24 protein-coding genes and 1 tRNA gene are annotated in these 26,162 nt (G+C 55.9%); 11 read left to right on the top strand and 14 right to left on the bottom strand.

Going from position 1 to position 26,162, the window contains the following annotated elements:
• Positions 1-17: 17 nt before the first annotated feature.
• Both ahcY and KKW20_RS12210 read left to right on the top strand, forming a co-directional pair.
• On the top strand, positions 18-1,409 hold the full coding sequence (gene ahcY, locus KKW20_RS12205) for an adenosylhomocysteinase (protein WP_214568167.1): 1,392 nt from the start codon (positions 18-20) through the stop codon (positions 1,407-1,409).
• 151 nt (positions 1,410-1,560) lie between these two features.
• Positions 1,561-2,274 (top strand): extensin-like domain-containing protein, encoded by a 714-nt coding sequence (locus tag KKW20_RS12210; protein WP_214568168.1) that lies wholly within the window; start codon positions 1,561-1,563, stop codon positions 2,272-2,274.
• A gap of 107 nt (positions 2,275-2,381) precedes the next feature.
• Here KKW20_RS12210 and trpB read toward each other — a convergent pair whose 3' ends face one another.
• Positions 2,382-3,587, bottom strand: coding sequence for a tryptophan synthase subunit beta (gene trpB / locus KKW20_RS12215; protein ID WP_214568169.1), 1,206 nt, complete (start codon positions 3,585-3,587; stop codon positions 2,382-2,384).
• 166 nt (positions 3,588-3,753) lie between these two features.
• Positions 3,754-4,170 (bottom strand): peptidoglycan-binding protein LysM, encoded by a 417-nt coding sequence (lysM, locus tag KKW20_RS12220; RefSeq protein ID WP_214568170.1) that lies wholly within the window; start codon positions 4,168-4,170, stop codon positions 3,754-3,756.
• A gap of 163 nt (positions 4,171-4,333) precedes the next feature.
• Here lysM and KKW20_RS12225 point away from each other — a divergent pair, with 163 nt between their 5' ends.
• Complete coding sequence (locus KKW20_RS12225) at positions 4,334-4,675, top strand: DUF2853 family protein (protein ID WP_214568171.1); 342 nt, start codon at positions 4,334-4,336, stop codon at positions 4,673-4,675.
• A gap of 297 nt (positions 4,676-4,972) precedes the next feature.
• On the opposite strand, the gene KKW20_RS12230 is transcribed toward KKW20_RS12225, so the two are convergent.
• From KKW20_RS12230 to tsaD, 5 genes are read right to left on the bottom strand one after another with little or no spacing between them, the layout of a single operon-like run.
• Complete coding sequence (locus tag KKW20_RS12230; protein ID WP_214568172.1) at positions 4,973-5,368, bottom strand: DUF1761 domain-containing protein; 396 nt, start codon at positions 5,366-5,368, stop codon at positions 4,973-4,975.
• A 45-nt stretch (positions 5,369-5,413) separates the two neighbouring features.
• Positions 5,414-5,833 carry an EVE domain-containing protein gene (locus tag KKW20_RS12235; RefSeq protein ID WP_214568249.1) on the bottom strand — a complete coding sequence of 140 codons (420 nt, stop codon included), beginning with the start codon at positions 5,831-5,833 and terminating at the stop codon, positions 5,414-5,416.
• Positions 5,830-6,099, bottom strand: a complete 270-nt coding sequence (locus tag KKW20_RS12240) for a YciI family protein (RefSeq protein WP_214568173.1) — start codon at positions 6,097-6,099, stop codon at positions 5,830-5,832. The genes KKW20_RS12235 and KKW20_RS12240 overlap by 4 nt, the downstream gene beginning before the upstream one ends.
• A 1-nt stretch (position 6,100) precedes the next feature.
• Positions 6,101-7,048: an NAD(P)H-dependent glycerol-3-phosphate dehydrogenase gene (locus tag KKW20_RS12245; protein ID WP_214568174.1), complete on the bottom strand. Its 948-nt coding sequence runs from the start codon at positions 7,046-7,048 to the stop codon at positions 6,101-6,103.
• The gene (gene tsaD, locus KKW20_RS12250) at positions 7,045-8,142 is read right to left on the bottom strand and encodes a tRNA (adenosine(37)-N6)-threonylcarbamoyltransferase complex transferase subunit TsaD (RefSeq protein WP_214568175.1); all 1,098 of its coding nucleotides are present in this window, start codon (positions 8,140-8,142) and stop codon (positions 7,045-7,047) included. Before tsaD ends, KKW20_RS12245 begins: the two co-directional genes overlap by 4 nt.
• 74 nt (positions 8,143-8,216) lie before the next feature.
• On the opposite strand from tsaD, the gene KKW20_RS12255 reads away from it, so the two are divergent.
• A complete protein-coding gene (locus KKW20_RS12255; RefSeq protein ID WP_214568176.1) occupies positions 8,217-8,912 on the top strand; it encodes a uroporphyrinogen-III synthase in 696 nt (231 codons plus the stop codon).
• Positions 8,913-8,971: 59 nt separating this feature from the next.
• Here KKW20_RS12255 and KKW20_RS12260 read toward each other — a convergent pair whose 3' ends face one another.
• Positions 8,972-9,409 (bottom strand): hypothetical protein, encoded by a 438-nt coding sequence (locus tag KKW20_RS12260; protein WP_214568177.1) that lies wholly within the window; start codon positions 9,407-9,409, stop codon positions 8,972-8,974.
• A gap of 13 nt (positions 9,410-9,422) precedes the next feature.
• Between KKW20_RS12260 and KKW20_RS12265 the strand changes: the two genes are divergently transcribed.
• The 3 genes from KKW20_RS12265 (at position 9,423) to KKW20_RS12275 (ending at position 12,087) form a co-directional block, all read left to right on the top strand.
• Positions 9,423-10,427, top strand: a complete 1,005-nt coding sequence (locus tag KKW20_RS12265) for a COG4223 family protein (RefSeq protein ID WP_214568178.1) — start codon at positions 9,423-9,425, stop codon at positions 10,425-10,427.
• A 10-nt stretch (positions 10,428-10,437) separates the two neighbouring features.
• The gene (locus tag KKW20_RS12270) at positions 10,438-11,952 is read left to right on the top strand and encodes a heme biosynthesis protein HemY (protein ID WP_214568179.1); all 1,515 of its coding nucleotides are present in this window, start codon (positions 10,438-10,440) and stop codon (positions 11,950-11,952) included.
• Between the two features lie 59 nt (positions 11,953-12,011).
• Positions 12,012-12,087: transfer RNA gene (locus KKW20_RS12275), tRNA-Thr, on the top strand.
• Positions 12,088-12,527: 440 nt separating this feature from the next.
• Here the strand turns inward: KKW20_RS12275 and KKW20_RS16655 are convergent.
• The 3 genes from KKW20_RS16655 to KKW20_RS12290 all read right to left on the bottom strand — a co-directional run bounded on the left by KKW20_RS16655 (position 12,528) and on the right by KKW20_RS12290 (position 17,736).
• A complete protein-coding gene (locus tag KKW20_RS16655) occupies positions 12,528-15,683 on the bottom strand; it encodes an Ig-like domain-containing protein (RefSeq protein ID WP_214568180.1) in 3,156 nt (1,051 codons plus the stop codon).
• A gap of 765 nt (positions 15,684-16,448) precedes the next feature.
• The gene (locus KKW20_RS12285; RefSeq protein ID WP_214568181.1) at positions 16,449-17,162 is read right to left on the bottom strand and encodes a Crp/Fnr family transcriptional regulator; all 714 of its coding nucleotides are present in this window, start codon (positions 17,160-17,162) and stop codon (positions 16,449-16,451) included.
• 247 nt (positions 17,163-17,409) lie between these two features.
• Positions 17,410-17,736, bottom strand: coding sequence for a MazG-like family protein (locus KKW20_RS12290; protein WP_214568182.1), 327 nt, complete (start codon positions 17,734-17,736; stop codon positions 17,410-17,412).
• A gap of 128 nt (positions 17,737-17,864) precedes the next feature.
• Here KKW20_RS12290 and ilvD point away from each other — a divergent pair, with 128 nt between their 5' ends.
• The gene (ilvD, locus tag KKW20_RS12295; protein WP_214568183.1) at positions 17,865-19,700 is read left to right on the top strand and encodes a dihydroxy-acid dehydratase; all 1,836 of its coding nucleotides are present in this window, start codon (positions 17,865-17,867) and stop codon (positions 19,698-19,700) included.
• Positions 19,701-19,803: 103 nt separating this feature from the next.
• Here the strand turns inward: ilvD and tmpB are convergent, their stop codons facing one another.
• A complete protein-coding gene (tmpB, locus tag KKW20_RS12300; RefSeq protein WP_214568184.1) occupies positions 19,804-20,388 on the bottom strand; it encodes a (R)-1-hydroxy-2-trimethylaminoethylphosphonate oxygenase in 585 nt (194 codons plus the stop codon).
• Positions 20,385-21,530 carry a 2-trimethylaminoethylphosphonate dioxygenase gene (gene tmpA, locus KKW20_RS12305; protein WP_214568185.1) on the bottom strand — a complete coding sequence of 382 codons (1,146 nt, stop codon included), beginning with the start codon at positions 21,528-21,530 and terminating at the stop codon, positions 20,385-20,387. Before tmpA ends, tmpB begins: the two co-directional genes overlap by 4 nt.
• A 115-nt stretch (positions 21,531-21,645) precedes the next feature.
• Between tmpA and KKW20_RS12310 the strand changes: the two genes are divergently transcribed.
• From KKW20_RS12310 to KKW20_RS12320, 3 genes are all read left to right on the top strand, one after another.
• Positions 21,646-22,524 carry a LysR family transcriptional regulator gene (locus tag KKW20_RS12310; protein ID WP_214568186.1) on the top strand — a complete coding sequence of 293 codons (879 nt, stop codon included), beginning with the start codon at positions 21,646-21,648 and terminating at the stop codon, positions 22,522-22,524.
• 105 nt (positions 22,525-22,629) lie between these two features.
• Entirely contained in the window at positions 22,630-24,030 is a 1,401-nt protein-coding gene (locus tag KKW20_RS12315; protein WP_214568187.1) for a Glu/Leu/Phe/Val family dehydrogenase, read from the top strand.
• A 12-nt stretch (positions 24,031-24,042) separates the two neighbouring features.
• Positions 24,043-24,957 carry a LysR family transcriptional regulator gene (locus tag KKW20_RS12320; RefSeq protein ID WP_214568188.1) on the top strand — a complete coding sequence of 305 codons (915 nt, stop codon included), beginning with the start codon at positions 24,043-24,045 and terminating at the stop codon, positions 24,955-24,957.
• Positions 24,958-24,968: 11 nt separating this feature from the next.
• Here KKW20_RS12320 and KKW20_RS12325 read toward each other — a convergent pair whose 3' ends face one another.
• Positions 24,969-25,991: a fatty acid desaturase gene (locus tag KKW20_RS12325; RefSeq protein WP_214568189.1), complete on the bottom strand. Its 1,023-nt coding sequence runs from the start codon at positions 25,989-25,991 to the stop codon at positions 24,969-24,971.
• Positions 25,992-26,162: the final 171 nt, after the last annotated feature.

Here is a 26,162-nt window from a genome sequence, read left to right on the forward strand (position 1 = left end):
TTGTTATGGAGGTCCCGGTGACCCAAGATTACATCGTCAAAGACATCGCCCTGGCTGAGTTTGGCCGCAAAGAGCTGGACATCGCTGAAACAGAAATGCCGGGCCTGATGGCGCTGCGCGAAGAATATGGTGAGACAAAGCCATTGGCTGGGTCGCGCATCGTTGGCTCGCTGCATATGACCATTCAAACCGCGGTTCTTATTGAAACGCTGGTGGCACTGGGCGCCGATGTGCGCTGGGCGTCTTGCAACATCTTCTCGACCCAAGATCACGCGGCGGCGGCGATTGCGGCGGGTGGTACACCTGTATTCGCCATCAAGGGTCAGTCGCTGGAAGAGCATTGGGATTACCTTGATCGCTCGTTCATGTTCCCCGAGGGTCCAAACCTGATCCTGGATGATGGCGGCGATGCGACCCTTTATATCCTCTTGGGTGCGCGTGTTGAAAACGGCGAAACTGGCCTGATCGAGACGCCAACTTCGGAAGAAGAAATCGCGGTCTTTGCGCAGATCAAGAAACGCATGGCGGCCACACCCGGTTGGTTCACCAAAATGCGCGAGCAGATCCAAGGTGTTTCCGAAGAAACCACCACCGGCGTTCACCGCCTTTACGATCTGGTCAAGCAAGGCCAACTGCCGTTCCCTGCGATCAATGTGAACGACTCTGTGACCAAGTCGAAGTTCGACAACAAGTACGGCTGTAAAGAATCGCTGGTTGACGGCATTCGCCGTGCGACCGACACGATGCTGGCGGGTAAAGTGGCTGTCGTTTGCGGGTATGGCGATGTGGGCAAAGGCTCTGCCGCGTCACTGTCTGGCGCGGGTGCCCGTGTGAAAGTCACCGAAATCGACCCAATTTGCGCGCTTCAGGCCGCCATGGACGGCTTTGAAGTGGTTGAGCTGGAAGACGCTGTATCATCCGCTGACGTGTTCATCACGACCACCGGCAACAAAGACATCATCCGGATCGAGCATATGCGCGCGATGAAGGATATGGCGATCGTCGGCAACATCGGTCACTTTGACAATGAAATCCAAGTGGCATCGCTGAAGAACCACAAATGGACCAACATCAAAGACCAGGTGGACATGATCGAAATGCCATCCGGTGCGCGCATCATCCTTCTGTCCGAAGGGCGTTTGCTGAACCTTGGCAACGCAACGGGTCACCCATCCTTTGTGATGTCCGCAAGCTTTACCAATCAGGTGTTGGCGCAGATCGAATTGTGGACCAAAGGCGACGAATATAAAAACGACGTCTATATCCTGCCCAAACATCTGGATGAGAAAGTGGCCAAGCTGCACCTTGATCGCATCGGTGTGAAACTGTCCAAACTGTCGAAAGACCAAGCGGACTATATCGGTGTGGGTGTCGAAGGGCCGTTTAAGCCCGAGCATTACCGCTATTAAAATAATGCAAGGATACTTTGAGTTGTACCCTTCAAGACGCCACCCCAATGGGGTGGCGTTTTTCGTTTTTAACGGGTTAAACGCGCGGATATCCACCGATGCGAAACACGTTGCTTGAACCGACTCAGCGCCGACCAGATTGTGTCCCGGTATGCGGTTCTTTGGTTTCATCTCGTTAAGGCTGATTATGGTGTCCATCACCCTTTTGGTGATCGGAATAAGTGTGGCGGTGTTGCACCCTGACAGCCCATTGCCGAGCCAATGGAACCCCACAAAAGACCTTTCAATAGATGCGCCGTTGACCCCGATCACCCGAGTACAGATGTTGCGGGCCACGCGCGATGGTGCCACATGCGCGAAGGTGTTGCATGCCTATGGCGCGCGCTTTGATGAGCTTCCTAATCTTGACCGGTCAGAAAATTGCCATATCCATGACCGGGTGCGGTTAAGGGCCGTGGGGGACGTGCGCGTGGGTCCTGTGGAAACCCGCTGTGACATCGCTCTTCGGCTTGCGATGTGGGAGCGTCATGGGATCCGCCGCGCCGCGCAAGCTGCTGGATTACGGGTGACGCGGCTGTTTCATCAAGGCAGCTATAATTGCCGAAAAATCCGAACGACACGGGGTGGGGCGGACGATTGGAGCCAACATGCCACCGCAGGTGCAATCGATATTCGCGCTTTTGGTTTGGAGGATGGCCGGCAATTGGCGTTGTTGCGTCATTGGGACGGGGAGAACGCGGGATTTCTGCGCGCGGCGTGGCGCACGTCATGTGACTGGTTCAAACTGGTACTTAGTCCAGAATACAATTCGTTACACGCGGATCATTTGCATCTTCAGGCCAGCGGGTGGGGCGTTTGTCGGTAAGGGGCTTTGCCCCTTAAACCCCAAGGTATTTTGAGCAAGAAAAAGCTCAGTTGGCGTAAGGGGAGGGGCGACGGTTCGCCCCTCTGTTTGATTAGGCATCGTCTTGATTAAGCGTCGTCGCCGAACCCGAAGGTTTCGGTGACATAATCAATGTCTTTATCGCCGCGGCCTGACAGGTTGATCAGGATCGACTTGCCGGGGTTTTTTGGGGCTTCGCGCATGGCAAACGCCACGGCATGGGCGCTTTCCAGTGCTGGAATGATGCCTTCGTGGCGCGAGAGCGCATAAAAGGCGGCCAGTGCTTCTTTGTCATTGGCCGAGGTGTAATTGGCTTTCCCTGTGCGATAAAGATGCGCGTGTTCTGGGCCAACACCGGGGTAATCCAAGCCAGATGCAACCGTGTGTACAGGCGCCGGATCGCCGTTTTCGTCTTTTAGCACCATGGTGCGGAAGCCATGAATGTCGCCATCTTCGCCAAAGGAAATGGTCGCCGCATGTTCGCCCAATTTTGACGAGGTGCCCATCGGTTCGACCCCATGCAGCGACACGGTTTCGTCTTCGATAAAGCCCGAAAACAGACCCATCGCATTTGATCCACCGCCAACGCATGCGGCAACCATGTCTGGCAGATCGCCGGTCATCTCCATGAACTGTTCACGGGCTTCGACGCCAACGATGTGTTGGAAATCACGCACGATGAGCGGGAAGGGGTGTGGGCCAACAACCGATCCGATTGCGAAAAGCGCCGTGTCGGCCTGTTCCATATAGCTGCCAAAGGCGCTGTCGACCGCTTCTTTCAGCGAGCGCCCACCAAAGCCAACAGGCACAACCGTGGCGCCCAGCAGTTTCATACGGGTCACATTTGGGGCCTCTTTGGCGATGTCGATCTCGCCCATGTGGATTTCGCATTCCAGCCCGAAGTATGCCGCCGCCGTCGCCAGCGCGACGCCGTGCTGACCCGCGCCCGTTTCGGCCATCAGTTTGGTCTTGCCCATGAACTTGGCCAACAGCCCTTCGCCCATGCAGTGATTCAGCTTGTGTGCGCCGGTGTGGTTCAGGTCTTCGCGCTTTGCATAAATCTGCGCGCCGCCGCACATGTCTGACAGGTTCTTAAGGTAAGAGACCGGGGTTGGGCGCCCTTGGAAATGTTTGCGGATATGGCGCAGTTCAGCAATGAAATCCGCGGATTTCGAGATCCGGTCATAGGCTTCACGGATTTCTTTGAAATGGGGTTCCAGCGGCGGTGGCAACATCGCCCCCCCATATTCGCCAAAATAGCCATCGCGGTTGGGGGTGGATTTTAGGTAACCCATGTTGTGCGCCTCCGTCAGAATTGTTTCGCAAGGATCAGACAGGGAATTGGCGCGCGCCTCAAGGTAAAAAACGCGGGGGTGCGATTGTTTTTGGGGTGATAAAATGCAGCGCAAAAAGAAACGGCCGGGGAATGCCCAGCCGTTTTGTGTTTGATATATTCGCCGCTTATTGCGGGATGCGCAGGTTCTGACCTGGATAGATTTTGTCAGGATGTGAGAGCATTGGGCGGTTGGCCTCAAAAATCTCTTCATATTTCGCACCATTGCCAAGTGTTTTGGCCGCAATCGCCCAAAGGGTGTCGCCTTTTTCAACGGTGTGGAAAACAGGTTCGTTTTCCATCTCGGCTTCAACTTCGGCCACACCTTCGACGTTGCCAACAGCCAGAATGACCTTTTCACGGTCTTCCGCGCTCAGACCTTCACCGCCGGCAATCACAACTTTTTCGCCGTCCAGTTTGATGTCCAGCCCTTCGGTGCTGATCCCCAGATCCGCAACCTCTTTCGCCAGTGTTTCTTCGGTGGCTGCGTCATCATCGCCGAACAATGCCTTACCGGCGCCTTTTACAAAATTCCAAAGACCCATGGATCCCTCCTGATTAAATGTGTTGGTTGGCGACAGTCTGCGACAAACGACCCATGATTCCTAGGGGGAACGATGCGGCAATGTTTTCCTTTGTGTTGATGAATTTTACCCTTAGTCTGCCCCCAGAGAGGCTAAGCCTTGAACAACAATTGGGAGCACCATTATGGGTAAAAGAGACGACTTGATCGCGAAATACGCAGATGATTTGAAAAATAAATGTGGCATGTCCCCGGACATGGATCTGTTGACCAAGGTCACAATTGGTTGCGGTCCGGCCATCTACAATGACGATGCTTCGACCGTTGCAGCGACCCAGGACAGCGAGCTGGAAACCGTGAAAAACAACTTTCTGATCAAGAAGTTGGGTCTGGGCGATGGCCCGCAATTGATGGACGCAATCAACGCTGTAATCCAAACCTATGGCCAATCTGAGCGCAACAAATACCGCGCCGTTGTTTATTACATGCTGGTCAAGCATTTCGGTAAGGAAGCTGTTTACAGCTGATCCCAACCCAGAATTTCAAAAAGGCGCGGTGACCCTTGGTCCTGCGCCTTTTTCATGTCCAGGTATGGTTAACCAATCCTTGAGTTAACCTACTGATTTTGAATAATTTTGAACGGGAAACAAGATTGCAATCCGCCGCAATTTCCCGCTATATAGTCTACGAAGACCAGGACGGTCGGACCCTTATTATTGTGAACACGTGTGGTGCTAGGGAGCACGTGGGGTGGTAGAAGGGGTCCGATGGGTGCGGGCCCCTTCTCTTTTTTGTCGGCTTAGGTCGGCCTTTTTTGTTTGGGGTTAAAACAGACCCAAAACCAATCCCGCAACAGCACATCCACCGGCCGCATAGCCGCCGTCAATCAATGCCAGCTTTTTGGGCTTTCCAGAAAACATCACGTTGTTCACAATCCACGGTGCGGCCACAAACAGGCCAAGGCCCAGCCCAGTGATCAGCGATTTACCGACACCATCAATACCCGCCATGGTGAAAATATGCCGCATCATCCCAGCCACCAAAATCGCCATGACAAAGGCTACAATATAGGGGATTGGATTGCTTGCATTTTCAGGTCGCCCGTCTTCGCCCACCGCCACCCCGGTTGCTGCCATCCAAGGTTTCGCCAGCGACATATACCAAATAGTTCCAAACACATAGGCGGCGACGGCGGCCGCCAAAACTGATAGAATTCCCATTGGGTTTCCCCTCCTGTTCGACATTTCTTTAACAGGAGTATGACTTCAGCCCTGATCGCCCGCAAGCTCCAGCACAACCCGCCATTCTTCGTCGGTCACAGGCTGGACAGACAGGCGGGTGTTGTTGACCAAAACCATATCGGCAAGTCGCGGGTCATCTTTGCACATCTGTAATTTGACAGGACGTGGCAGGGGGCGGACCGCCTTGATATCGACACACTCCCAGCGTTCATCATCCGTGGTGCTGTCGGGATGGGCTTCGGCGCAGACCTCGATAATCCCGACGATCTCTTTCTCTTTTTGCGAATGGTAAAAGAACCCGAGGTCGCCCACTTTCATGGTGCGCATGTGGTTGCGCGCCTGATAGTTGCGCACCCCGTCCCATTCCTCGCCGGCGTCACCTTTGGCAACTTGCTGATCCCAACTCCAGGTCGAGACCTCGGATTTGAACAGCCAGCGGGTCATCCGATCACTCTGTTCCATTGTTCGATGCGAACATCTGAAAACAGCCCGGCCTTGGCATAGGGGTCTTCTGCGGCCCAAGCCTGTGCGGCGGCCATATCCTCCACATCAAGAATGACCAGCGAGCCATACATCATACCATCCGCATTTAAAAACGGCCCCGCCTGCACCACATTTGTGGCCTTCAAGTAAGCAACATGCGCGTCACGGTTGGCTTTTCGGGTTTCAATCGCCCCGTCTTTGTCGGTGCAAATCACGGATACCAGCATATCATTCCTCCTTCAGGGGGCGGGCCAACAGGGCCTTGGTCGCTTCTTTAATGGTCAGGTGCTTATCAAGAACGGCCACAACCATATTGGCAATAGGCATGTCCAAATTTAGCGTCTTTGCAAGGGATGAAACGGCCTTGGCTGTGGCCTTACCTTCAATTGTGGTGCCTTCCGGAAGGCTGTCGCCACGCCCCAAGGCCAGCCCAAATGCGAAATTCCGCGATTTCTCTGAGGTACAAGTGAGCGACAGATCGCCAAAACCCGACAGCCCCGCAAGGGTTTCTGGCCGCGCACCCTGGGCAATCGCAAAGCGTTGCATCTCGGCGTATCCTCGGGTCATCAAGGCCGCACGCGCGCTTTCGCCAAGTCCGGCGCCGATCGCGATCCCGCAGGCAATTGCCACGACATTTTTCAGCGCACCGCCAATTTCAACCCCCACCAGATCCGCAGACCGATAAAGGCGCAAGGTGTCTGTCGAAAGGGCGTTTTGCAGCACTTCACCATCATTTACGGCAAGGGTCAGCGCTGTGGGCAGACCGGCCGCAATATCGACGGCAAAGCTTGGCCCGGACAGAATTGCCGGTGTGGCATTGGGGACATGGCGGCGAATGACTTCTGCGGGTCCAAAGCCAGTGTCCAGATCAATACCCTTGCAGCAGGCGACCAGCGTTTTGCAGTCCAGCAAACCGGAATGTTCGCCCAAAAAACGCGAGAGTTGTTGCATTGGCGTGGCCAGAAGGACGATGTCGGGCTTGCATGCTAAGGGCAAATTCCCAGTCACGGTCAAACTGTCCGGAAACCGGTGCCCCGGCAAGCGTCGGGCATTCTCTCGGGCGGCTTGCATGTCTTCGGGCGTGCGGGCCCACAGCAATACATCCCGCCCATCTCGCGCGATTGAGATCGCCAAGGCGGTTCCAAAAGCGCCTGCGCCGAGGATGGAAATGCTCATGCTTTGGCTCCCTTTTTGCCAGATCCCAACATAGCGGGGGCAGTGCGGTCAAGGGGCCAGCGGGGGCGTGCGGCCAGCGACATGTCGTCCTGCGCGCCCAGACGGAATCGCTCCATCCCGGCCCAGGCAATCATGGCGGCGTTGTCGGTGCAAAGATGCATGGGAGGGGCGAGAAAAGCGACCCCAAGATCGCCACACAAAGTCTCTAATCCGCTTCGTAGAGCCTTGTTTGCAGCCACGCCTCCGGCGACGGCCAAGGTTGGTTCCTCTGGAGAGAGGGATAGATATTCCGCCAACGCACGGCGAGATTTCTCGATCAAAACATCGCGCACGGCAGCCTGAAATCCGGCACAAAGATCCGCCCGATCCGCTTGGTGCAGCCCGCCATGTTCAGCCACTTGGCGATCCCGCTCTCGAAGCAAGGCTGTTTTGAGGCCAGAAAAGCTCATGTCACAACCGGGGCGATCAAGCAGGGGGCGCGGGAAACGGAACTGTTTCTCGTCGCCCTTCCGGGCCTCGGCCTCTACCGCAGGACCACCAGGTTGTGGAAGGCCTAACAGTTTTGCGGTTTTGTCAAAGGCTTCACCGGGGGCATCGTCGATGGTGCCGCCCAAACGGCTGAATTCTTCGGGCCCTTTGGCAATCAAGAACTGGCAATGCCCGCCGGACACCAAAAGCATCAAATAGGGAAAGGTCGCTTGATCCGTGAGCCGTGGGGTCAGGGCGTGGCCGGCCAGATGGTTCACGCCGACCAGGGGCAGGCCGGATCCGGCAGACAGCCCTTTGGCGCACATAACGCCGGCCAAAACGCCGCCGATCAAACCGGGCCCGGCGGTCACTGCGATGGCATCAAGGTCGGTCAGGTTAAGATCAGAGGCGGCCAATGCTTCTTCTACACAGAGGTCGAGTTTTTCGGTGTGCGCGCGGGCGGCAATCTCTGGCACGACACCACCGAAGTCAGCGTGCAGATCGGTTTGCCCAGCCACAACTGTGGCCAGAATTTCCGGCGCGTCCCCCGGCGTGTGGCGCACAACGGCGGCGGCGGTGTCGTCGCACGAGCTTTCCAGCCCAAGAAATGTTAGCGTTTTGGTCATGTCGGTTCTGTTGCGATAAATCTTTCGTCGGGGTAACACCCGAGGATAGATGAGACAACAGGTCTGCCAAAATCATGTCTGCAAAAGTGGTGCTTACACGTCCGGAGAACAGCTCGCGTCAGGTGCTTGAAGCGTGCGAGGCGGCGTTGGGTAAGGTGGTCGTTGCGGAGGTTTCTCCGGTTTTACGGATTATTCCCGTAGGCGCATGGCCGGATTTGGCCGCGTTTCAGGCGGTTCTTCTGACGTCTGTACATGGGGTTCAAGGGCGGATGGACGGGCAGCGCGCCTATTGTGTTGGCAACCGTACGGCGTTAGCGGCGGAAAAGGCTGGGGCGAAGGTTGTCATGACCGCGCAGGACGCAGATCATCTGCCCGAAGACATACCAGAGCGCCCGATGGTGTATCTACGCGGGGGCCATGTCAGTGCCGATCTTGCGGCCCGCTATGGATGCTCTGAGAAAATCGTTTATGATCAACAATCTATTCCATTGACGAAAGCCGCCATAAATGCGCTGACCGGGGAGAAGCATGTAATCCTTCCCCTTTTCTCGCCACGCTCCGCGCGTTTGGTTGCAAAAGAGGTGGCGCAACTCGGGCAAAAGGTTCACATCATTGCGATGAGCGCCTCGATCGCGGAGGCTTGGCGCGCGGTTTATACTGGCTTAATGCCTGATCCATCGGTTGAAATTTGCGCTGAACCGACACAGATCGAGATGGTGGGCAGGATTGTCGCATCCCTTCAAAGCCTCTCAGGGGGTAAGATTGGGTAAGTTCGCTTGAGGGCCCGGTGGGGCCAAGTTAGTCTGGTGTGGCGCGACTGCCGCGCAATTTAAGGTGAGATTCGAAAGGTTCTGACATTGGCCAATACCCGCAAACCCGCAAAAGGGCAGGCATCGAAGGTCGAAAAGACCGCAAAAGACGCTGCTGTGAGTGACAAGAAAGATACCGCTCTGGCTGGGCCTGGATCAAAGAAAGATGCAAGTGCGAGTGCAAAGCCGTCGACTGTAAAATCAAAACAGCCGGTGGCAAAACCCGTTGAAAAATCACCGAAAAGCGGGGCAAACCCCGCAGCTTCGAAAAAAACGACAGGCGCAAAAGCCGCGGCACACCCTTCATCAGTTGAAGAGGATGTGTCAAAAGGCACAACCAGCCTGAAGGATGCAAAACCTGCGGACAAGTCTGCGCCTAAGGACAACGCCGGCACTAAACGTGAAGCGACGTCGAGTGCCGACACGGCATCAAAAGCACCCCCGCCTGCGTCGTCCAACGCGGCGGCAGTCTTGGCCGAAAACCCACGTCGTGGCGGGTTTGTGCCAATGCTTTTGGGTGGCGTGGTTGCAGCAACGCTTGGATTTGGCGCCGCGCGCTATCCTGATCAATGGCCGTTTGTCTCTGGTCCAGCTGAGGATCCGATTACAACCGAGTTGGCCGCTTTGACGGGTCGCCTGACCGCGCTTGAAAGCCAAGGTGCGGCGCAAGGCGAGGCGCTGACGGTTCTTAAAAATGATGACAGCCTTGCCAATGCCCGCGGTGAGATTACGGGTAAACTCGCTCAGTTGCGCACCCAGCTTGACGCGATGAACACCGCGATGAGTGATCTGGAAAACCGCCTGCACACCGTTGAAAAACTCCCACAAGGGTCGGGCATGGAAGCGGCCGCTGCTGCAGCCACGGCCTATGAGCGGGAATTGCAACAGATGCGTGAGATGCTGGATCAGGAACTCGCGAAAATCTCCAGCGCGAAAGAAGATGCCGCGACGCTGGAAGTCAATGCTGCCGAGGCTGCGAAAGCGGCAGGGGCACGGGCGGCTTTGGCGCGTGTTTTGGCTGCGATTGATACCGGTCGCCCCTATGGCGATGCGCTGTTTGATTTGACCGAACAGGCGGGTGTTGAGGCCCCTATGGCCCTGGCTGCCCACGCAGAAAAGGGTGTTGTGACGTTGTCCGCGCTTCAGGCTATGTTCCCAGAAGCCGCGCGTGCAGCGCTGGATGCTTCGGTTCGGGCCGCTGTGGCCGCAGGTGAGATGGATCGCGTATCAGCCTTTGTGCGCTTGCAGTTGGGCACCCGGTCGTTGGAGCCCAAGGATGGGACGGATGCGGATGCGATCCTGTCGCGCGCCGAAGGGGCGTTGAAGATGGGAAAAATTGATGTTGCCCTGGCCGAACTTGCGGCCCTGCCAGACGCAGGGAAACCTGCATTAGAAGGGTGGATTGCTGATGCCACCGCCCGCAAAGATGCGCTTGCTGCTGGTGATGCGCTATCCCAGCTTGTGAACAAAAACTAAGGACACGCCGATGCTTTGGTCTCTTTTCAAGATTATCCTGTTCGTCGCGGTCATTGCGGGGCTGGCCATGGGCGCCGGCGCGTTGATGGAGCTGGAAGGTGGAATTCGTGTGGCAGTGGCCGGGGTTGAACTGAACCTTGGGCCGTTGCAGGCGGTGATTGTTTTTGCGGTGTTGATTGTTGCGGTCTGGCTGCTGATTGTGCTGTTTGGATTGCTGCGCGCAGTGGTGCGTTTTTTGAACGGGGATGAAACAGCGATTTCGCGATACTTTGATCGCTCGCGTGAGAAAAAGGGCTATGAGGCGCTGGCGGATGGCATGATGGCGCTGGCATCGGGCGAAAGTTCAACAGCGATGGCCAAAGCATCGCGCGCTGAGAAATATCTGCGTCGGCCGGAGCTAACCAATTTGTTGACGGCACAGGCCGCTGAAATGTCGGGTGATACGCGCAAAGCGACCCAAGTATACAAGAAACTTCTGTCGGATGAGCGGACCCAATTTGTTGGCGTGCGCGGGTTGATGAAGCAAAAACTCGACGAGGGCGACACGGAAACTGCCATGCGGTTGGCGGAAAAAGCCCTAGCGCTGAAACCACGCCATGTGGACACTCAAGATGCATTGTTGGGCCTTCAGGCACAGAAAAGCGATTGGGCTGGTGCGCGAAAAACGCTGGCTGCAAAGCTGAAATATGGGGGCCTTCCGCGTGATGTGCATAAACGGCGTGATGCGGTTTTGGCGCTGTCCGAGGCCAAAGGGATCTTGGACGAAGGCAAAAGCGTAGAGGCGCGTGAGGCGGCGATTGAAGCCAACCGACTCTCCCCTGATCTGGTGCCTGCGGCCGTGATGGCCGCGCGTGGATATATCGACGATGACAAGCCACGTTATGCCGCGCGCGTGTTGACCAAAGCTTGGGTCGCGCAACCCCACCCTGATTTGGCCGCCGCATTTGCGGAGATTGCCCCCGATGAAACACCCAAAGCACGTATTGCCCGTTTCCGCGCGTTGACCAAGCATCGCGAAGGCGACGCAGAAACGCGGATGTTGGTCGCGGAACTGAACATCGCAGCGGGCGATTATGTTGCGGCGCGCAAGGCGCTGGGGAATTTGCCAGATAGTGAGCCTTCGCAGCGCGCTTTGACGTTACTGGCCGCGATTGAGCGGGGCGAAGGGTCAGACGACAAAACAGTGCGGGCGCTTTTGGCCCGTGCCGTAACCGCCCCACGAGGCCCCCAGTGGGTGTGCGAAAACTGTAAGCACATTCATGCAGGTTGGACCCCGGTTTGTGAAAACTGCGGTGGGTTTGACACATTGTCCTGGACCAAGGCGCCTGAGGCCGAAGGCCAAATGGCCGGTGGTGCTGAGATGCTGCCTTTGATCATCGGAGAAGATACCCCGAGCGAGACTGAGCGTGACCTCTCCGTCGATGATCAAGACAAGGCATCGGATGATCCGGTAATGCGTGACGAGCCACTGGACGGAGAAGTGGTGGCAACACCCTCTGATCATATCAGCAATGAAAAGCGTTGATTTTGGGGCTACCCATGCGCGCGGGACGGTGCTAAAGACCCGCGCAGAAACATAGCAATGCCCCATTAGCTCAGCTGGTAGAGCAGGTCCTTCGTAAGGACAAGGTCGGCGGTTCAAGTCCGTCATGGGGCACCATTTATCCGGCAACCCCCCTAGTTTCCTAGACAGAGTCCGGATTTGCATTGCGCTGTCTGTTGCCGCAACCTCAAATCGGACGCTTGGTGGCTTTGCAAACCGAGCCTTCTAGGTGTGCAGGGACTTGGTGCTGATGCCAATCGCGCCGAAACCTCAGGATTTGGATGTCCACGTACCGTAATCCCCCTTCTCATCGACACGGCGTTTCGACTGCTGGGCTGCGGATGCACAGCATCACGCTTGAAACCGTCACTGAAATTGGGCTTCTCCAGAACGGGCATCTTGCCTCAAACTTAGGGAAGAAAGCGTCTGCAATACGGGGGCTATTCTGTTTCTGATCTGTCCCAAATTGATCAATTGGACAGTAAAGGCGTGTGATCCATTGCTGAAACACACGCCTTTTTGTCATGCTCTTACATAGTGAAATCAGAGCGCCGCGGTCAGAAATTCTTACTGATCAACAGGTCCGCGCCAACCGATCCACGTTCAGGCGCGCCAATGCCATCATAAGATATGTTCACATTGAAGATGACACCATTATCAAACTGACGATTGAGACCAAAATCCACGCGTCCTCGCAGATCTTCTTCAATCGCGCCGTCCACATCATAATGTGCGTAGATCGCGGACAGGCCGCCTGTCACCTCGCCTGTACCAGACGACACCGCGGTCGGGATACTGAAGTCCAGCCCTGCGGATGCTTCGAACAAGTTCAGATTTCCTGCCGCAATTGTCTGTCCCAAACCGTCGACATAGCTGGGGCGTTTCTCCGTGATGTTTGCCAAGTCTAATGTTGGGTACAAGGTGAGCTTGGAAATAGAAATTTCGTGGCTCATCGACAGGGTAAAGACGTTTCGGTCCGCGGTAACTTCATCTTGGTAAGTTCCGAGAGGTGAGAGCGCGATATCAGTACGCCCAACAAGCCAAGAGCCCGAGAAGACTTGTTTGCCATCCGGCGAACGGGCAACAAAATAGGGGCCAATCAGCCAACCATTAGCGTCAAGCGCCGCAACGCCGTCTCGCGAGGAACCGTGATCGCCTTGCAGCATTGCCCCAAGGATAAAGTTTTCCCGTTGCAAAAGATGGGCACCCACAGCGGCATGAATGTAACTGTCCTGCACACCACCATTGGAAGACCAGCGCCCTTGCGCAAACAGCCAAACTGGGTTTTCCGGCTTGGTTGAAAGCTTGAAATCCCCACCGCGTGACGAGAGTCGACCGACGAATGAGCCGCGTTGAGATCGGAAAAACGAACCCAAATTTGGTTGCGATGACAGCAAGGATTGACCGCGTTTTTTGGCGCTGTTGGCAAGCAATTTATAGGTTACCTTTGTGGCCGTCAGTTTGGCGGTCACAATTGCCGACGCTGCGTTTTTGTTGCCAGCACTATCTTGTGCAACGTTTTTGGCCACCGAAAGGGATATATCGCCCGACGATAGCGCGGTGATGGATGCGGTATAGACGGCGCCCGAGCCCGCAAAGTTCGAGACACTGGCGTTGACAACCGTCAGGTCTGTTTCAACAAATCCAGTTACAGGTTCAGTGAATGTTACTGCCACCTGCGCAGAGGTGTTTGCTTCGAGCTTGCCAGGCAAACCCGTTATCGTAACCGACGGTGCCGTCTGATCGCGAACCGTAATGGTCACTGTATCAGGCGACGATGCTGTGTGGCCGTCATTGACCACCAGTTCAAACACCAGCACCTCCGACGGCACACCAACCGCCAGAGTTGGGGCATCAAAGCTTGGATTGCCCACGGTGGTCGATGATAACGTGACATTCGACCCACTCAGCTGGCGCCATTTGTAGCTTAGAACTTGGCCTGGATCAGTGTCATTTGACGCGCTGCCATCCAGCGTAACGTTCGCACCTGATGCAATCGAAGCTTGGTCCGGGCCGGCACTTGCAGTTGGCGCAGAGTTGCCCACTGTTACGTCCTGAAAGGTGCTGGCCGGATCATAGGTTGCGTCCCCCGCCTGATCGGCGTTGATCCGACAATTGCCAAGATTGCTGAATGTAACGGTGCTGCCCGCCATAGAACAAATGCCGCTGCTGGATGCATCAATCGACAATGCAACCGTTAACCCTGACGTGGCAGATGCGCTTGCTACATAGGTTCCGCTAGGTGCGGCGTTTGTTGGCGCGGTGCTTGAAAAGCTGACAGTTTGTGATTGCTTGCTTACAGCAAAGCTTTGGAACGCTTGCGGGGCGGGATCATAGGTTGCGTTACCGGCTTGATTTGCGTTGATCCGACAGGTTCCCGCACTTGAGAATGAAACGGTGGAGCCCGCGATGCTACAGATTGCGGCGCTGCCGGCGTCCACGGTCAATGCTGGGGTCAAGCCCGAAGTTGCGGTCGCACTTACAGCGTAGGTGGCACCCCCGACTTCGGCGTTTGTTGGCGCGGTGCTTGAAAAGCTGACAGTTTGCGATTGCTTGCTTACAGCAAAGCTTTGGAACACTTGTGGGGCGGGATCATAGGTTGCGTTACCGGCTTGGTTCGCGTTGATCCGACAGGTCCCCGCACTTGAGAATGAAACGGTGGAGCCCGCGATGCTACAGATTGCGGCGCTGCCGGCGTCCACGGTCAATGCTGGGGTCAAGCCCGAAGTTGCGGTCGCACTTACAGCGTAGGTGGCACCCCCGACTTCGGCGTTTGTTGGCGCGGTGCTTGAAAAGCTGACAGTTTGCGATTGCTTGCTTACAGCAAAGCTTTGGAACACTTGCGGGGCGGGATCATAGGTCGCGTTCCCGGCTTGGTTCGCGTTGATCCGACAGGTCCCCGCACTTGAGAATGAAACGGTGGAGCCCGCGATGCTACAGATTGCGGCGCTGCCGGCGTCCACGGTCAATGCTGGGGTCAAGCCCGAAGTTGCGGTCGCACTTACAGCGTAGGTGGCACCCCCGACTTCGGCGTTTGTTGGCGCGGTGCTTGAAAAGCTGACAGTTTGTGATTGCTTGCTTACAGCAAAGCTTTGGAACACTTGCGGGGCGGGATCATAGGTTGCGTTCCCGGCTTGATTTGCATCAATCCGACAGGTCCCCGCACCTAAGAATGACACCGTCGATCCAGAGACTGAACAGATGCCCGCACTTGCGGCTGCGGCTGAGAACGAAACCGTCAGACCTGAACTCGCGGTTGCGCCAATGTTATAGGAGGCACCTGCGACCACTGCATTGGTCGGGGCAATGCTGGAAAATGAAATGGTTTGAGCGGTTTTGCTCACGGTAAAGCTCTGTTGCGCTTGCGGAGCGGCGTTATAGTTCGCGTTGCCAGATTGGTTTGCATTAACCGTACAGGTGCCCGCCCCATTGAAAGAGACAGTAGAGCCAGCGATGCCACATACCGCCGAGCTGCTGGCGCTGATGGTCAGCGCTGGGGTCAACCCCGAGGTCGCAGTTGCCGCTACCGTATAGCTCGAACCGCCAACTGTCGCATTGGTCGGGGCCGTGCTTGTAATACTGGCAGTTTGGTTTGCTTTGTTGACGGTGAAGCTTTTGGTGCTACTTGCGGGGAAATAATTCGCATTGCCTGCCTGACTGGCGGTGATCGAACAGCTTCCGGCAGACAGGATCGTGGCAGTGGTTCCAGACACCGTGCAAACAGAGGTCGAGTTTGAGGCAAAACTGACGGACAATCCAGACGTCGCGGTCGCACTTAGGGGAACCGTGTGGCCAGGGGCATAGGTCTGTGTGCTCGGTGCAGTGAAGCTAATGGTTTGCGATTGCTGGGTCGGGGGTGGCGCAACATATGCCACGGTAAAATTGGGTGGGTTGGGGACGCCATTAATCCCCACAGTAATGGTGGACGGGGTTTCATAAAGCGTAGAGACATCAGAGGCTGAGGTGACATAGGTCCCCGAGCAGGTGATGTTGACATTGAGGCTGCCAGAACTCTGAGGCGAACAACTGTAATTGGGAACGAGAAACCCCGATGCCGAAACACCGTTGTAAATTGATGTACCCGAATTGATGACGAAGGAGAAGGTTATCGACTGCCCCGCCCCAGAATAAGTTGTTGGTGACACGCTCGATGACGTCACATGTTGCGCAACCGCATTACTGATCGAAGCAACCGACAAAATGGCCGCCAAAGTGAGCTGAAAAGCAAACGTTGTTATGATTTTGCGTATCGAACCAAAGTTCCGTTTTGCCGAAGTTGTATTGATCGTATTCTCTAAAGTAGTCATCAGTTTTATCACCCCAGTGGGCTTGCTCCTTTTTTCAGGTGCAAACCAGTCCATTCCCATTTTTCGGGGTAACGTAGGGGAAGGCTGGGAGTTGTGCGAAAAGTCACAGTCTAGGGGAACTTGAACATGTTATCTAAAAATGTTTCAAATTTGCACCAACTGGAAGGCGCATCAGCGCAAGTCGTCAGCCCAACCAGCCCACTGCGCAAGGCGTCGGCGGTCCAATATGGCAATGCGGCCGCGGCTGACCGCCAAGACGCTCTCTTGGGTCAAAGCAGTTAGTCGACGATTAACAGCCTCGCGACGGCACCCAACCAGTCGCGCCAGCTCTGTCTGGCTGACTTGAATTTCAGATTGGCCGGGGGGAATTAGCCCAAGTATTCTTTGACAAATACGTTCGTTCACGCTCGCAAAAAGAGCATTTGCGAGCAGCTGATTGTCCGCTTTCAAATAGTGACTTACTCTACGATGAAGTGCCCTTAGAACGATGGGGTCTCGATATAGGTCGCTCAGAGCTGGCGAAGGTAAAATAATCACTTCGGTAGGGGTGCATACTGTGCAACTGGCGGCGGCAGCTTCTCCTGATAAAACTTCAATTTCACCCAGAACATCCCCTTTTGTTGCGTGGCGCAACCAAGCGACGTCGCCGTCTGGCGTTGTATAGGTGACTTCGATACATCCAGACAGGATGATAATCACCTCTCGATTGCATTCACCCTGTTTGTAAACATCAGTCCCCGGCGTCAGGGTCCGCCGGAGCCCAACCGCCCGGATTTTCTGTTTCATATCCTGGCAGTGGTTTCCCAAACTGCCGGTCCAATCGAACGAAAGCGGCGGCTCTTTTGCCGTGCTCATATAAGGCGATTTATCATCTCGAAAACGCACATTTTACCCCACCTAGATTGCAAAAAAAGCATCGCATCACGCGATCTAGTGGAAGAAAGCAACAAGTTCCCACTGAAAGACAATTAACACGTTCAGGGAAATGTTGGCAACTTTGCATATTTCAAAAGCCAGCCCCCCACCGGGCCGCAAAACGCCCAGTCCTTTGTGGCCCATACGAGCAAGCTCGTAATGTCCCCCATTGGGGGGCTGCAACCGGTGCACCACCCTTTTTAAGTCAACATTTACCCTATTCAGGAAGCCGTGTGCGCAGGTCGTATTTCTGTGACGTCTTATTGAATTTCCGCACGACAGATGCCCCCAAATCAATGCCCAGATGGTCCGCCAAAAGATCCAAAGAAATGATCGCATCTGCCATTTCATCTGCCACATCCTGCAACGTCGCCGTGGACCCCTTGATGCCACGTTCCGCGCGCAGCATCTTTTTCACCGCCTCTGCCACCTCGCCAAACTCCCCCGCGACTTCTAGTGCCCGGAATGCGGTATCGGCCTGATCATCGCCGGGCCATTCGGTGCGACGAATGGCATTGGCGTCACGTAAATCCTGAAATCGCATGACTGATCCTTCTCAAAAGCTTTGCGACCCTAGGGCGCAGGGGGGCCGGATTGCAACTCGTCTCTGGCCTCACTCGGTCAACAGTGCTAATCCCTGTGCGATTTAAATTCAGCGAGAGGCGAAAAACGATGCCAGCTTACCGTTCCAGAACGTCGACCCACGGCCGTAACATGGCGGGTGCCCGCGGATTGTGGCGTGCAACGGGGATGAGCGATGATGATTTCGGTAAGCCGATCATCGCCATTGTCAATTCGTTCACCCAGTTCGTACCGGGCCATGTGCACCTGAAAGATCTTGGTCAAATGGTTGCACGCGAAGTGGAAGCGGCCGGCGGCGTTGCCAAGGAATTCAACACCATTGCGGTCGATGATGGCATTGCGATGGGCCATGACGGGATGCTTTACTCGCTGCCGTCACGCGAAATCATCGCGGATAGCGTGGAATATATGGTCAACGCGCATTGCGCCGATGCGATGGTCTGTATTTCCAACTGTGACAAGATCACCCCCGGCATGATGATGGCCGCGATGCGCCTGAATATTCCGGTGATCTTTGTGTCCGGTGGCCCGATGGAAGCGGGTAAGATTGACCTCGCGGATCTGGATATGAAAAAAATCGACCTCGTGGACGCGATGGTTGCTGCGGCAAGCGAAGATATGACGGATGACCAAGTCCAGCATATCGAAGAAAACGCCTGCCCAACCTGTGGCTCGTGTTCGGGCATGTTTACCGCCAACTCGATGAACTGTCTGGCCGAGGCGCTGGGCCTTGCGCTGCCGGGCAACGGGTCCACATTGGCGACCCACGCCGATCGCAAAAATCTGTTCCTTGAGGCCGGTCGCAAGATCGTTGAGATCACCAAACGCCATTATGTTGAGAACGAAAAAGGCCTGCTCCCGCGTGAGATTGCAACCTTTGAGGCGTTTGAAAATGCGATGTCGCTGGACATTGCGATGGGTGGTTCAACCAACACCGTTTTGCACCTGTTGGCCATCGCGCATGAAGGCGAAGTTGATTTCAACATGACGCATATGGATCAGCTCAGCCGCAAGGTGCCGTGCCTGTGTAAAGTGGCCCCCAACACCGAAAATGTGCATATGGAAGACGTGCACCGCGCGGGCGGAATTTTCTCAATTTTGGGTGAACTGTCGCGTGCGGGCCTTTTGCACAATGACTGCTCGACCGTGCATTCAAACTCCATGGGCGAGGCGATTGCCAAATGGGACATTAAGGTCGCCAACAACCCAGAGGCCGAAAGCCTGTTCAAAGCCGCGCCCGGTGGCGTGCGCACGGTTGAGGCGTTCTCAACCGAGAACCGGTTCAAAGAGCTGGATACCGACCGCGAAAATGGCGTGATCCGTTCAAAAGAACACGCGTTTAGCCAAGATGGCGGCTTGGCCGTGCTCTTTGGCAATATCGCGCTGGATGGCTGTATTGTGAAAACGGCCGGCGTGGATGCCAGCATCCTCAAATTCACCGGGACAGCCTATGTTTGTGAAAGCCAGGACGCCGCTGTCAGCGATATTCTGACCGGCAAGGTTAAGGCAGGCGACGTGGTTGTCATTCGTTACGAAGGGCCGCGTGGCGGGCCGGGCATGCAGGAAATGCTTTACCCGACCAGCTATTTGAAATCCAAAGGTCTGGGCAAAGACTGTGCCCTTCTGACCGACGGTCGTTTCTCAGGCGGAACATCTGGCCTATCAATTGGCCACGCCTCGCCAGAGGCCGCAGAGGGCGGCGCGATCGGTTTGGTCGAACAGGGTGACAAGATCATCATCGACATTCCAAACCGCAGCATCCATCTGGATGTGTCTGATGACGATCTGGCTGCGCGCCGGACCGCCCAAGACGCCAAGGGCTGGGTGCCCGCCAAGCCGCGCAAACGCAAAGTGTCCAACGCGCTAAAAGCCTATGCGATGCTTGCATCCTCTGCTGCCAAAGGGGCGGTGCGCGTGATCGACTGATCGTTGCGGTTTTAGAAATGGGAAAGGGCGGGCCGGGCTCCGCCCTTTTTTCTTGGCAAAAATATCCCACGGGGGTCTGGGGGTGTGAAACCCCCAGCTCGCTTTACGCGCAATGACGATCCACCATCCGCTGAACCATTGGCGCAAAATGCCAATAATCCGGCGTCAGCATATCGTCGCGCTTTCCCGCCTCATCCAGATAGCGCACCGCGATGATTTGCTTGAGGTTTGGATTGGCTGCAAACGCCGCCACCTCTGCCTCATTCATCGGCCCGCCCTGCAGCTCAAGCGTATGGGCGGACGCCGGCGACAGACGCGCGAAATATTCGGGCTTGGTGGCGCAAAGATACCGTTTGGCCGCCACATGATACCGCACACAATCGGTGATCACGCTGGGAAAGAACTGCTCCAACACCTCAGCGCCCGCGTCCTCGTGGTGGCGATCTTCGGTATCATCAGGGTGATAGGTTCCAAACTCGGACGTGAAATGGCCAATGTCGTGCAGCAGCGCGCCGACAATGATCTCTTCTGACTGGCCGTTTTGTTCGGCAATCGTTGCGCCTTGCAGCATATGTTCAGCCATGGTCACAGGCTCGCCCAGATACTCCTCATCCCCACGACGCTCAAAGATCCCGCCGATGAATGCGACGATGTTTTGGGGTGTCAGCGCGTCAATATCCGGCTTCATTCCGCCGCCTCCTTTTGCGCACTTCGGATCATCGCATCATAGGTTGATCGCAGCCCGTCTTTGTCGGAGTAACACCCCTGAAGCCACCGCGTACCCTCGCCGGAATACCCCTTGCGGGCGTGCAAAACGCGGGTGTTGTCGACGATGAACCCTTCGCCGGGGTTCAGGCGAAAGGTCACCTCCATCGCCTCATCATCAATGATTTCGCCCAAGCGGCGATAGGCGGCGTAATAATCGGCCATCTTGTCAAACGGCACGTCCGTCACGGCGGCCAAAGACCGGTTGTTGAAGCGCACGCCAACCAGTTCGCCGTCGGGGGCAAGCTCGATCATCGGGCGGCGGGACGTTAGGCAAACATCCTCTTCGCCTGCATATTCAAACCGTGCGCAATGATCTGCCAACACATTGAAATAGTTTTCATTTTCATCACGCAACCGCAGGGCAGCGGCAAAGCCGTCCACCACCATATTCTCACCACCCGCAGCCGAGCTTTCCAGACAATAAAGCACCTGAAGTGACGGGACCGGGTCGCGATAGGGGTTGTCGGTATGGGCCTGCAAGCCCAGCCCGGTAAAGGCCAAATTGGTGGGGTTCACCTCTGTGCGCACCTCAAAATGCCTGCCGTAATTGGTCTCGCGGACAAAGCCAAAAAGGCCTGCGACCTTAAACAGTGCGCCATCCTCAACCGGGCCGTTCACAACCTTGCCAAAGCCGTATTTGGTGACCTTTCCCAGCCAATCGCGCAAGGCGACCCCGCGTTTGGAAAGCTCGGCAAAATCACCAACCGGCACATCGCCCATCAAATCACTGTGCCATGGTTGAATGCGTGGTCCCAGCCAGCCACGCTGGGTCGGCACCGGGTGGTCATAACTGTTTTCCATCAGCCAGTTCAGATCAAAACGAACGGTCTTGCCCTCCGGTTCAAAGCGGACCTCAAGATGGGTGGCATCCACGCTGGCGGCACCAATTTGCGTACCGGCCGGAATGTCACGCAATGCAATCAGGCGCTGGCCATTGCCCGGTGCGCGGGTGTCTTCATCCCACGCATTATCGCGCAGCCAGACGGCGTGAAAGCGCGCGGATTTTCCTGCGGTGTTAAGGGTGAGAAACTGCGCTTGCGGGTCGATCAAGACTTCGGACATCTGGGGTTTCCTTGATTGGAGCCAAAGTGGAACATTGTGTTTTCTGGTGACAGTGTCGCTTCATCCGTTCATAAGTTCAACAAAGAGGAATGGGGTCTGAGGGGTTGATAAACTTATGGCTGGATCGCAGCTGGACAACCTTCCGTTGGATTGGGTGCGCGCCTTTGAAACCGCCGCCCGCACGGGCAGTTTTACAGGCGCAGCAAAGGAAACAGGGCTGACGCAGGCCGCTATCAGCCAGCGCATTGCCCAGTTAGAAGCGCGACTCGATACGCAATTGTTCATCCGTCAGGCGCGTGGTGTGGTGCTGAGTGTTGAGGGTGAGGCGTGGTTGCCATATGTCAGTCATGGCCTTGCCACACTGGATCATTCAGCCCAAGAGCTGTTTGGAATTCGGCGCCGTACACTGAAATTATCCGCAAGCGCGTCGATGCTGACCCATTGGATTGCACCACGATTGGCGGGGGTGTCATTGGGCGCAGATGTTCAGATTTCCTGCCAAACCCATGTGTTGTCTGCCGAGGATCTGCGCGATGGGCCGATGGTCCGGGTGCGGTATGGCGAGGGGCGTGGTGATGAACCTTTCAAGGCCCGCCTGTTCGCGGAGCGGTTGTCACCGGTCTGCGCGCCAGGTTTGCTTGGGCAAGGCCCGTGGCAGGCGTTGCCTCGGTTGGCGATCTCCGGCCCCCGCGACGGGTGGCAGGAATGGGCGGCGCTGACCGGGGACGCGCCCACCCCAGTTCCCCGCCTGCGGTTTGATACCTTCACCGCCGGGGTGGCCGCGGCACGGGCGGGCAATGGCGTGCTTTTGGCGTCGCTTCCTCTGGTGCAAGACGAATTGGACACAGGTCGTTTGCACCGGTTGTCGGAGGCGGAACTGACGCCCGAGCAGAGTTATTGGATATCTGCCAGCGACCGAACCGTGACGCGCAAGCAATGGGATGCATTGTGTCAGGCCCTTTGTGATCCTGGTGAACGTGCGACATCACCCTGACACCTGCATGGGCGATGCAATAACTGCATTGGACTTCTAAACCGGCATGGCGTTTCCGTTCACCTACGCACCCCGCCTTTGGGGGCTTAGGAAATGGAAAAGACCATGAGCCAGCAAGAATTTCTCACCAGTGTTCAAAACTTCATCGACAATGCAATCTCTCATATCGACCTGACCGAAGGGTTGGCCGAACGGATCGCCCAATGCAATTCGACCTATTCGGTGCGTTTTGGGGTGAAACTGCGCGGACGGATTTACAGCTTTCAGGGCTGGCGATCCGTGCACAGCGAGCATATCGAACCGGTGAAAGGCGGCATTCGCTATGACCCCGATGCGAACCACGATGAGGTTGAAGCATTGGCGGCGTTGATGAGCCTGAAATGCGCCTTGGTGAACGTGCCGTTTGGCGGCTCAAAGGGGGCTTTGAAAATAAACCCGGCGGATTGGTCTGAAGATGAGCTAGAGAAAATCACCCGCCGCTTTACCCAGGAACTCGCGCGCCGGGATCTGATCCATCCGGGCCGCAACGTGCCTGCGCCTGACATGGGCACCGGCGAGCGTGAAATGGCCTGGATGGCGGATGAATTTCGCCGCTCGGGACGTTCAGATGCAATCAACCAAGCGGCCTGTGTCACCGGAAAACCCGTTGCGCGCGGCGGGATCGAAGGCCGGGTCGAGGCGACAGGTCGTGGTCTGCAATATGCGTTGAAATCCTATCTTGCGCATCCTGACACAGCACCCGTGGCGGGGCAAAAAGACATCGCAGGTCTGAGTGTTGTTGTGCAAGGTTTCGGGAATGTGGGCTATCATGCAGCCAAGTTTTTGCAAGAAGATGGCGCGCGCATTGTTGGCATTGTTGAACATGATGTGGCGATCTTTGATGACGCTGGTTTTGATGTGGACGCGGTTGCCGCATTCCGCGCTGAAACCGGATCCGTGGGCAATTTCCCCGGTGCCGAAACCGTGCCATCAGCGCAAGGCCTGACCTATAAAGCCGCAGACATTCTGATCCCGGCGGCCAAAGAAAACGCCATCACCGCAGACAATTGTGAAGACGTGAACTATGAGCTGATCGTTGAGGCCGCCAACGGACCCGTCACCGCCGAAGCCGAAGAGTGTCTGACCCGTCGCGGCATCATCATTCTGCCCGATCTTTACGTGAATGCAGGCGGTGTTGTGGTCAGCTATTTCGAATGGGTGAAAAACATCACGCACCTGCCTTTTGGCCTGATGGACAAGCGTCAAAACATCATGTCGGGCTCGGCGGTTGTGTCGGCATTGGAAGAGATTGCAGGACGCCCCTTGCCAGATACCCAGCGGTCGAAAATTGCGCGTGATACGCGCGAAATTGACGTTGTTCGTTCGGGTCTGGAAGAGATCATGGTCCGCGCGTTTGATGAGATCATGGAGCGCAAGAAAACCCTGGGGAACGCCACTTTACGCACCGCCGCATACGTGGTTACCATTGCGCGCATCGCCGAGTATTATCGCGCGATTGGATTGTAAGGACAGGCGCAAATGGACGTTCGGTGGCTCGAGGATTATCTGGCTCTGGTAGAGTTGCGAAACTTCACCCGGGCCGCCGAATTCCGCAATGTGTCGCAGGCTGCGTTTTCGCGGCGCATTCAATCGCTTGAACAATGGTTGGGCACAGCGCTGGTGGTCAAAGGCGCTGTGCCCGTTCGTTTGACGGATGCAGGTGAACAGTTTCGCGAAAGCGCACGCATCGCGGTGGAGCGGTTGTTTGAGGCGCGATCTTCGATCCGGGCGGCGCAGTTTGATGTGATGTCCCAGGTGCGGATTGCGATGCCAAATGTGCTGGCGCGGTCCGAGTTCAAACGGGTGCTTGAGATCATCGGCCAAAACGCCAATTGCTCATTTTCGGTCATTGTCGGCACCACAAGTGATGTGGTTGCGCGCTATTTGGCGGGGGATGCGGATATCCTGTTTGCCCATGATTGTGTGGCCATCCCGACCCACGACAATCTGGACCAACACGAACGTCTGGTGGTGCGGCGCGACCGGTTTATGCCCTATGCGACCCAGGATGCGAAACTGCGCGAGGGGTTCGGGTTTCCGGGCAAAGCAAAGCACCCTTTTCCGATGGTGGCCTATTCACACCGCGCCTATTTTGTCCGGCTGTTTGAACATGTGTTGGAGCGTGCTGGCGAGCCACTGCCGCATAAGGTTTGCGTGCAATGCGACATGTCGGACGTGTTGAAAGAGGTGATTGTGGCGGGGCACGGCGTAGGGTGGCTGCCTGAAAGTGCTGTGGATGCGTCGGCACAGGAATTAATTGCGCCGATTGGTGGGCCAGAATGGCGGTTGGACGTGGATATTTGTGCCTTTCGCCCGCGTGCGCAAGTGGGGCCAAAAATAGAAGCGATTTGGCAAGCGCTTGCCTCCCGCGTTCCACAGTTGCAACACAGCTAAGGGTGGCCCGGCTAGGCGTTTAGCTGTGTCTGGGCCTCAAGCCGGTCTTTGGGAAATGGTACCATACAGCGGTTTTCGTCGTCATAAAGTTTCCACCGCAGACACTTAATCCCATCGATAAAACCGATCTTTTCAGAGGTGATCAGCCCGCGCGCCTCAAGGTCATCGTAGGCGGCTTTGATTTTATAGCCGGGGATTTTGGCATTCAGATGGTGCAGATCGTGATAGGCAATATTCATCATCGCAAGATCAAACAGGCGCCCCCAATCCAGCACGGATGACCCTTCCAAAGCGGCAGTTTCCATATCAAGCTCTGGCTTTACCCCCCAATGCACATGCTCAAAATTATGCAGCACATAGGGGATCAACCCGCCAAACACACAGGCGATATAGATTGAACCAACCCAGACCGCGATCCCGGCCCAACCTGCGATGGCCCAAACAGATGTTGCAAGTCCGGTCAACAGCACATTGTGCAACACCAGATCCCAGATGCCGGTCTTTAACCCATAAAACGGCATGCGGCGCAGGATCCCATACAGAATGAATGGGCCAACAATGATCAGGATAAAGGGGCTGCGGTACAGACGATATTTGGCGCGTATAAGGCACGGTGCGTCGGCCCATTCTTTCACGGTCATGACATAGATTTCAAAGGTATCGCGCCGCTCAAGATCTGCCACATGCGCGTGGTGTTGGTTGTGCTTGAACCGCGTCGCTTGATAAGGCGTCAGGGCAATGGGCGACACCAATGTGCCAACAATGTCGTTCAAACGGCGACTGGTGAAAAAGGCGCGGTGCAAGCAATCATGCTGAATAATGTAAATCCGCAACCCCATCGCGGCGGCGAAAATCATTGCGGGAAACAGGATCCAAGGGGCACCGATTGAGAAAAGTGCGGTGAGCAAGCCAACCAGATAGAGAAGAAAAGTTAGGCCAAGTTCGAGCCATGCTCGTCTGTTGTTGGCGCTGGCGTAGTGTCGTGAAACAGCTCGAATTCCAGTGCCCTCTGCCCCCATACCGATCCCTCCCATTCCGCGCCTTTTTGTCGTTAATATAGGTTAACAACCGGATTGAATTTCAATCAAGCCTGTTGAGCCTGTGTTGGTTGACGGCTTCGCCTGGGGTCAACGCCCCCCGCGCTTTTGACATCCCTTGTAAACGAGGCCAAAAACGACGCGCGATGTCGAAATTGATCAGACAAG

This window comes from Aliiroseovarius lamellibrachiae, assembly GCF_018599245.1.
Lineage (GTDB): Bacteria > Pseudomonadota > Alphaproteobacteria > Rhodobacterales > Rhodobacteraceae > Aliiroseovarius > Aliiroseovarius lamellibrachiae.

What these genes read in the sequence shown, in the direction of transcription:
- KKW20_RS12210 (WP_214568168.1), top strand. Translation starts at nt 1,561, where the DNA reads ATGCGGTTCTTTGGTTTCATCTCGTTAAGGCTGATTATGGTGTCCATC.
- trpB (WP_214568169.1), bottom strand. Translation starts at nt 3,587, where the DNA reads ATGGGTTACCTAAAATCCACCCCCAACCGCGATGGCTATTTTGGCGAA.
- lysM (WP_214568170.1), bottom strand. Translation starts at nt 4,170, where the DNA reads ATGGGTCTTTGGAATTTTGTAAAAGGCGCCGGTAAGGCATTGTTCGGC.
- KKW20_RS12225 (WP_214568171.1), top strand. Translation starts at nt 4,334, where the DNA reads ATGGGTAAAAGAGACGACTTGATCGCGAAATACGCAGATGATTTGAAA.
- KKW20_RS12230 (WP_214568172.1), bottom strand. Translation starts at nt 5,368, where the DNA reads ATGGGAATTCTATCAGTTTTGGCGGCCGCCGTCGCCGCCTATGTGTTT.
- KKW20_RS12235 (WP_214568249.1), bottom strand. Translation starts at nt 5,833, where the DNA reads ATGACCCGCTGGCTGTTCAAATCCGAGGTCTCGACCTGGAGTTGGGAT.
- KKW20_RS12240 (WP_214568173.1), bottom strand. Translation starts at nt 6,099, where the DNA reads ATGCTGGTATCCGTGATTTGCACCGACAAAGACGGGGCGATTGAAACC.
- KKW20_RS12245 (WP_214568174.1), bottom strand. Translation starts at nt 7,048, where the DNA reads ATGAGCATTTCCATCCTCGGCGCAGGCGCTTTTGGAACCGCCTTGGCG.
- tsaD (WP_214568175.1), bottom strand. Translation starts at nt 8,142, where the DNA reads ATGACCAAAACGCTAACATTTCTTGGGCTGGAAAGCTCGTGCGACGAC.
- KKW20_RS12255 (WP_214568176.1), top strand. Translation starts at nt 8,217, where the DNA reads ATGTCTGCAAAAGTGGTGCTTACACGTCCGGAGAACAGCTCGCGTCAG.
- KKW20_RS12270 (WP_214568179.1), top strand. Translation starts at nt 10,438, where the DNA reads ATGCTTTGGTCTCTTTTCAAGATTATCCTGTTCGTCGCGGTCATTGCG.
- KKW20_RS12290 (WP_214568182.1), bottom strand. Translation starts at nt 17,736, where the DNA reads ATGCGATTTCAGGATTTACGTGACGCCAATGCCATTCGTCGCACCGAA.
- ilvD (WP_214568183.1), top strand. Translation starts at nt 17,865, where the DNA reads ATGCCAGCTTACCGTTCCAGAACGTCGACCCACGGCCGTAACATGGCG.
- tmpB (WP_214568184.1), bottom strand. Translation starts at nt 20,388, where the DNA reads ATGAAGCCGGATATTGACGCGCTGACACCCCAAAACATCGTCGCATTC.
- tmpA (WP_214568185.1), bottom strand. Translation starts at nt 21,530, where the DNA reads ATGTCCGAAGTCTTGATCGACCCGCAAGCGCAGTTTCTCACCCTTAAC.
- KKW20_RS12310 (WP_214568186.1), top strand. Translation starts at nt 21,646, where the DNA reads ATGGCTGGATCGCAGCTGGACAACCTTCCGTTGGATTGGGTGCGCGCC.
- KKW20_RS12315 (WP_214568187.1), top strand. Translation starts at nt 22,630, where the DNA reads ATGAGCCAGCAAGAATTTCTCACCAGTGTTCAAAACTTCATCGACAAT.
- KKW20_RS12320 (WP_214568188.1), top strand. Translation starts at nt 24,043, where the DNA reads ATGGACGTTCGGTGGCTCGAGGATTATCTGGCTCTGGTAGAGTTGCGA.
- KKW20_RS12325 (WP_214568189.1), bottom strand. Translation starts at nt 25,991, where the DNA reads ATGGGAGGGATCGGTATGGGGGCAGAGGGCACTGGAATTCGAGCTGTT.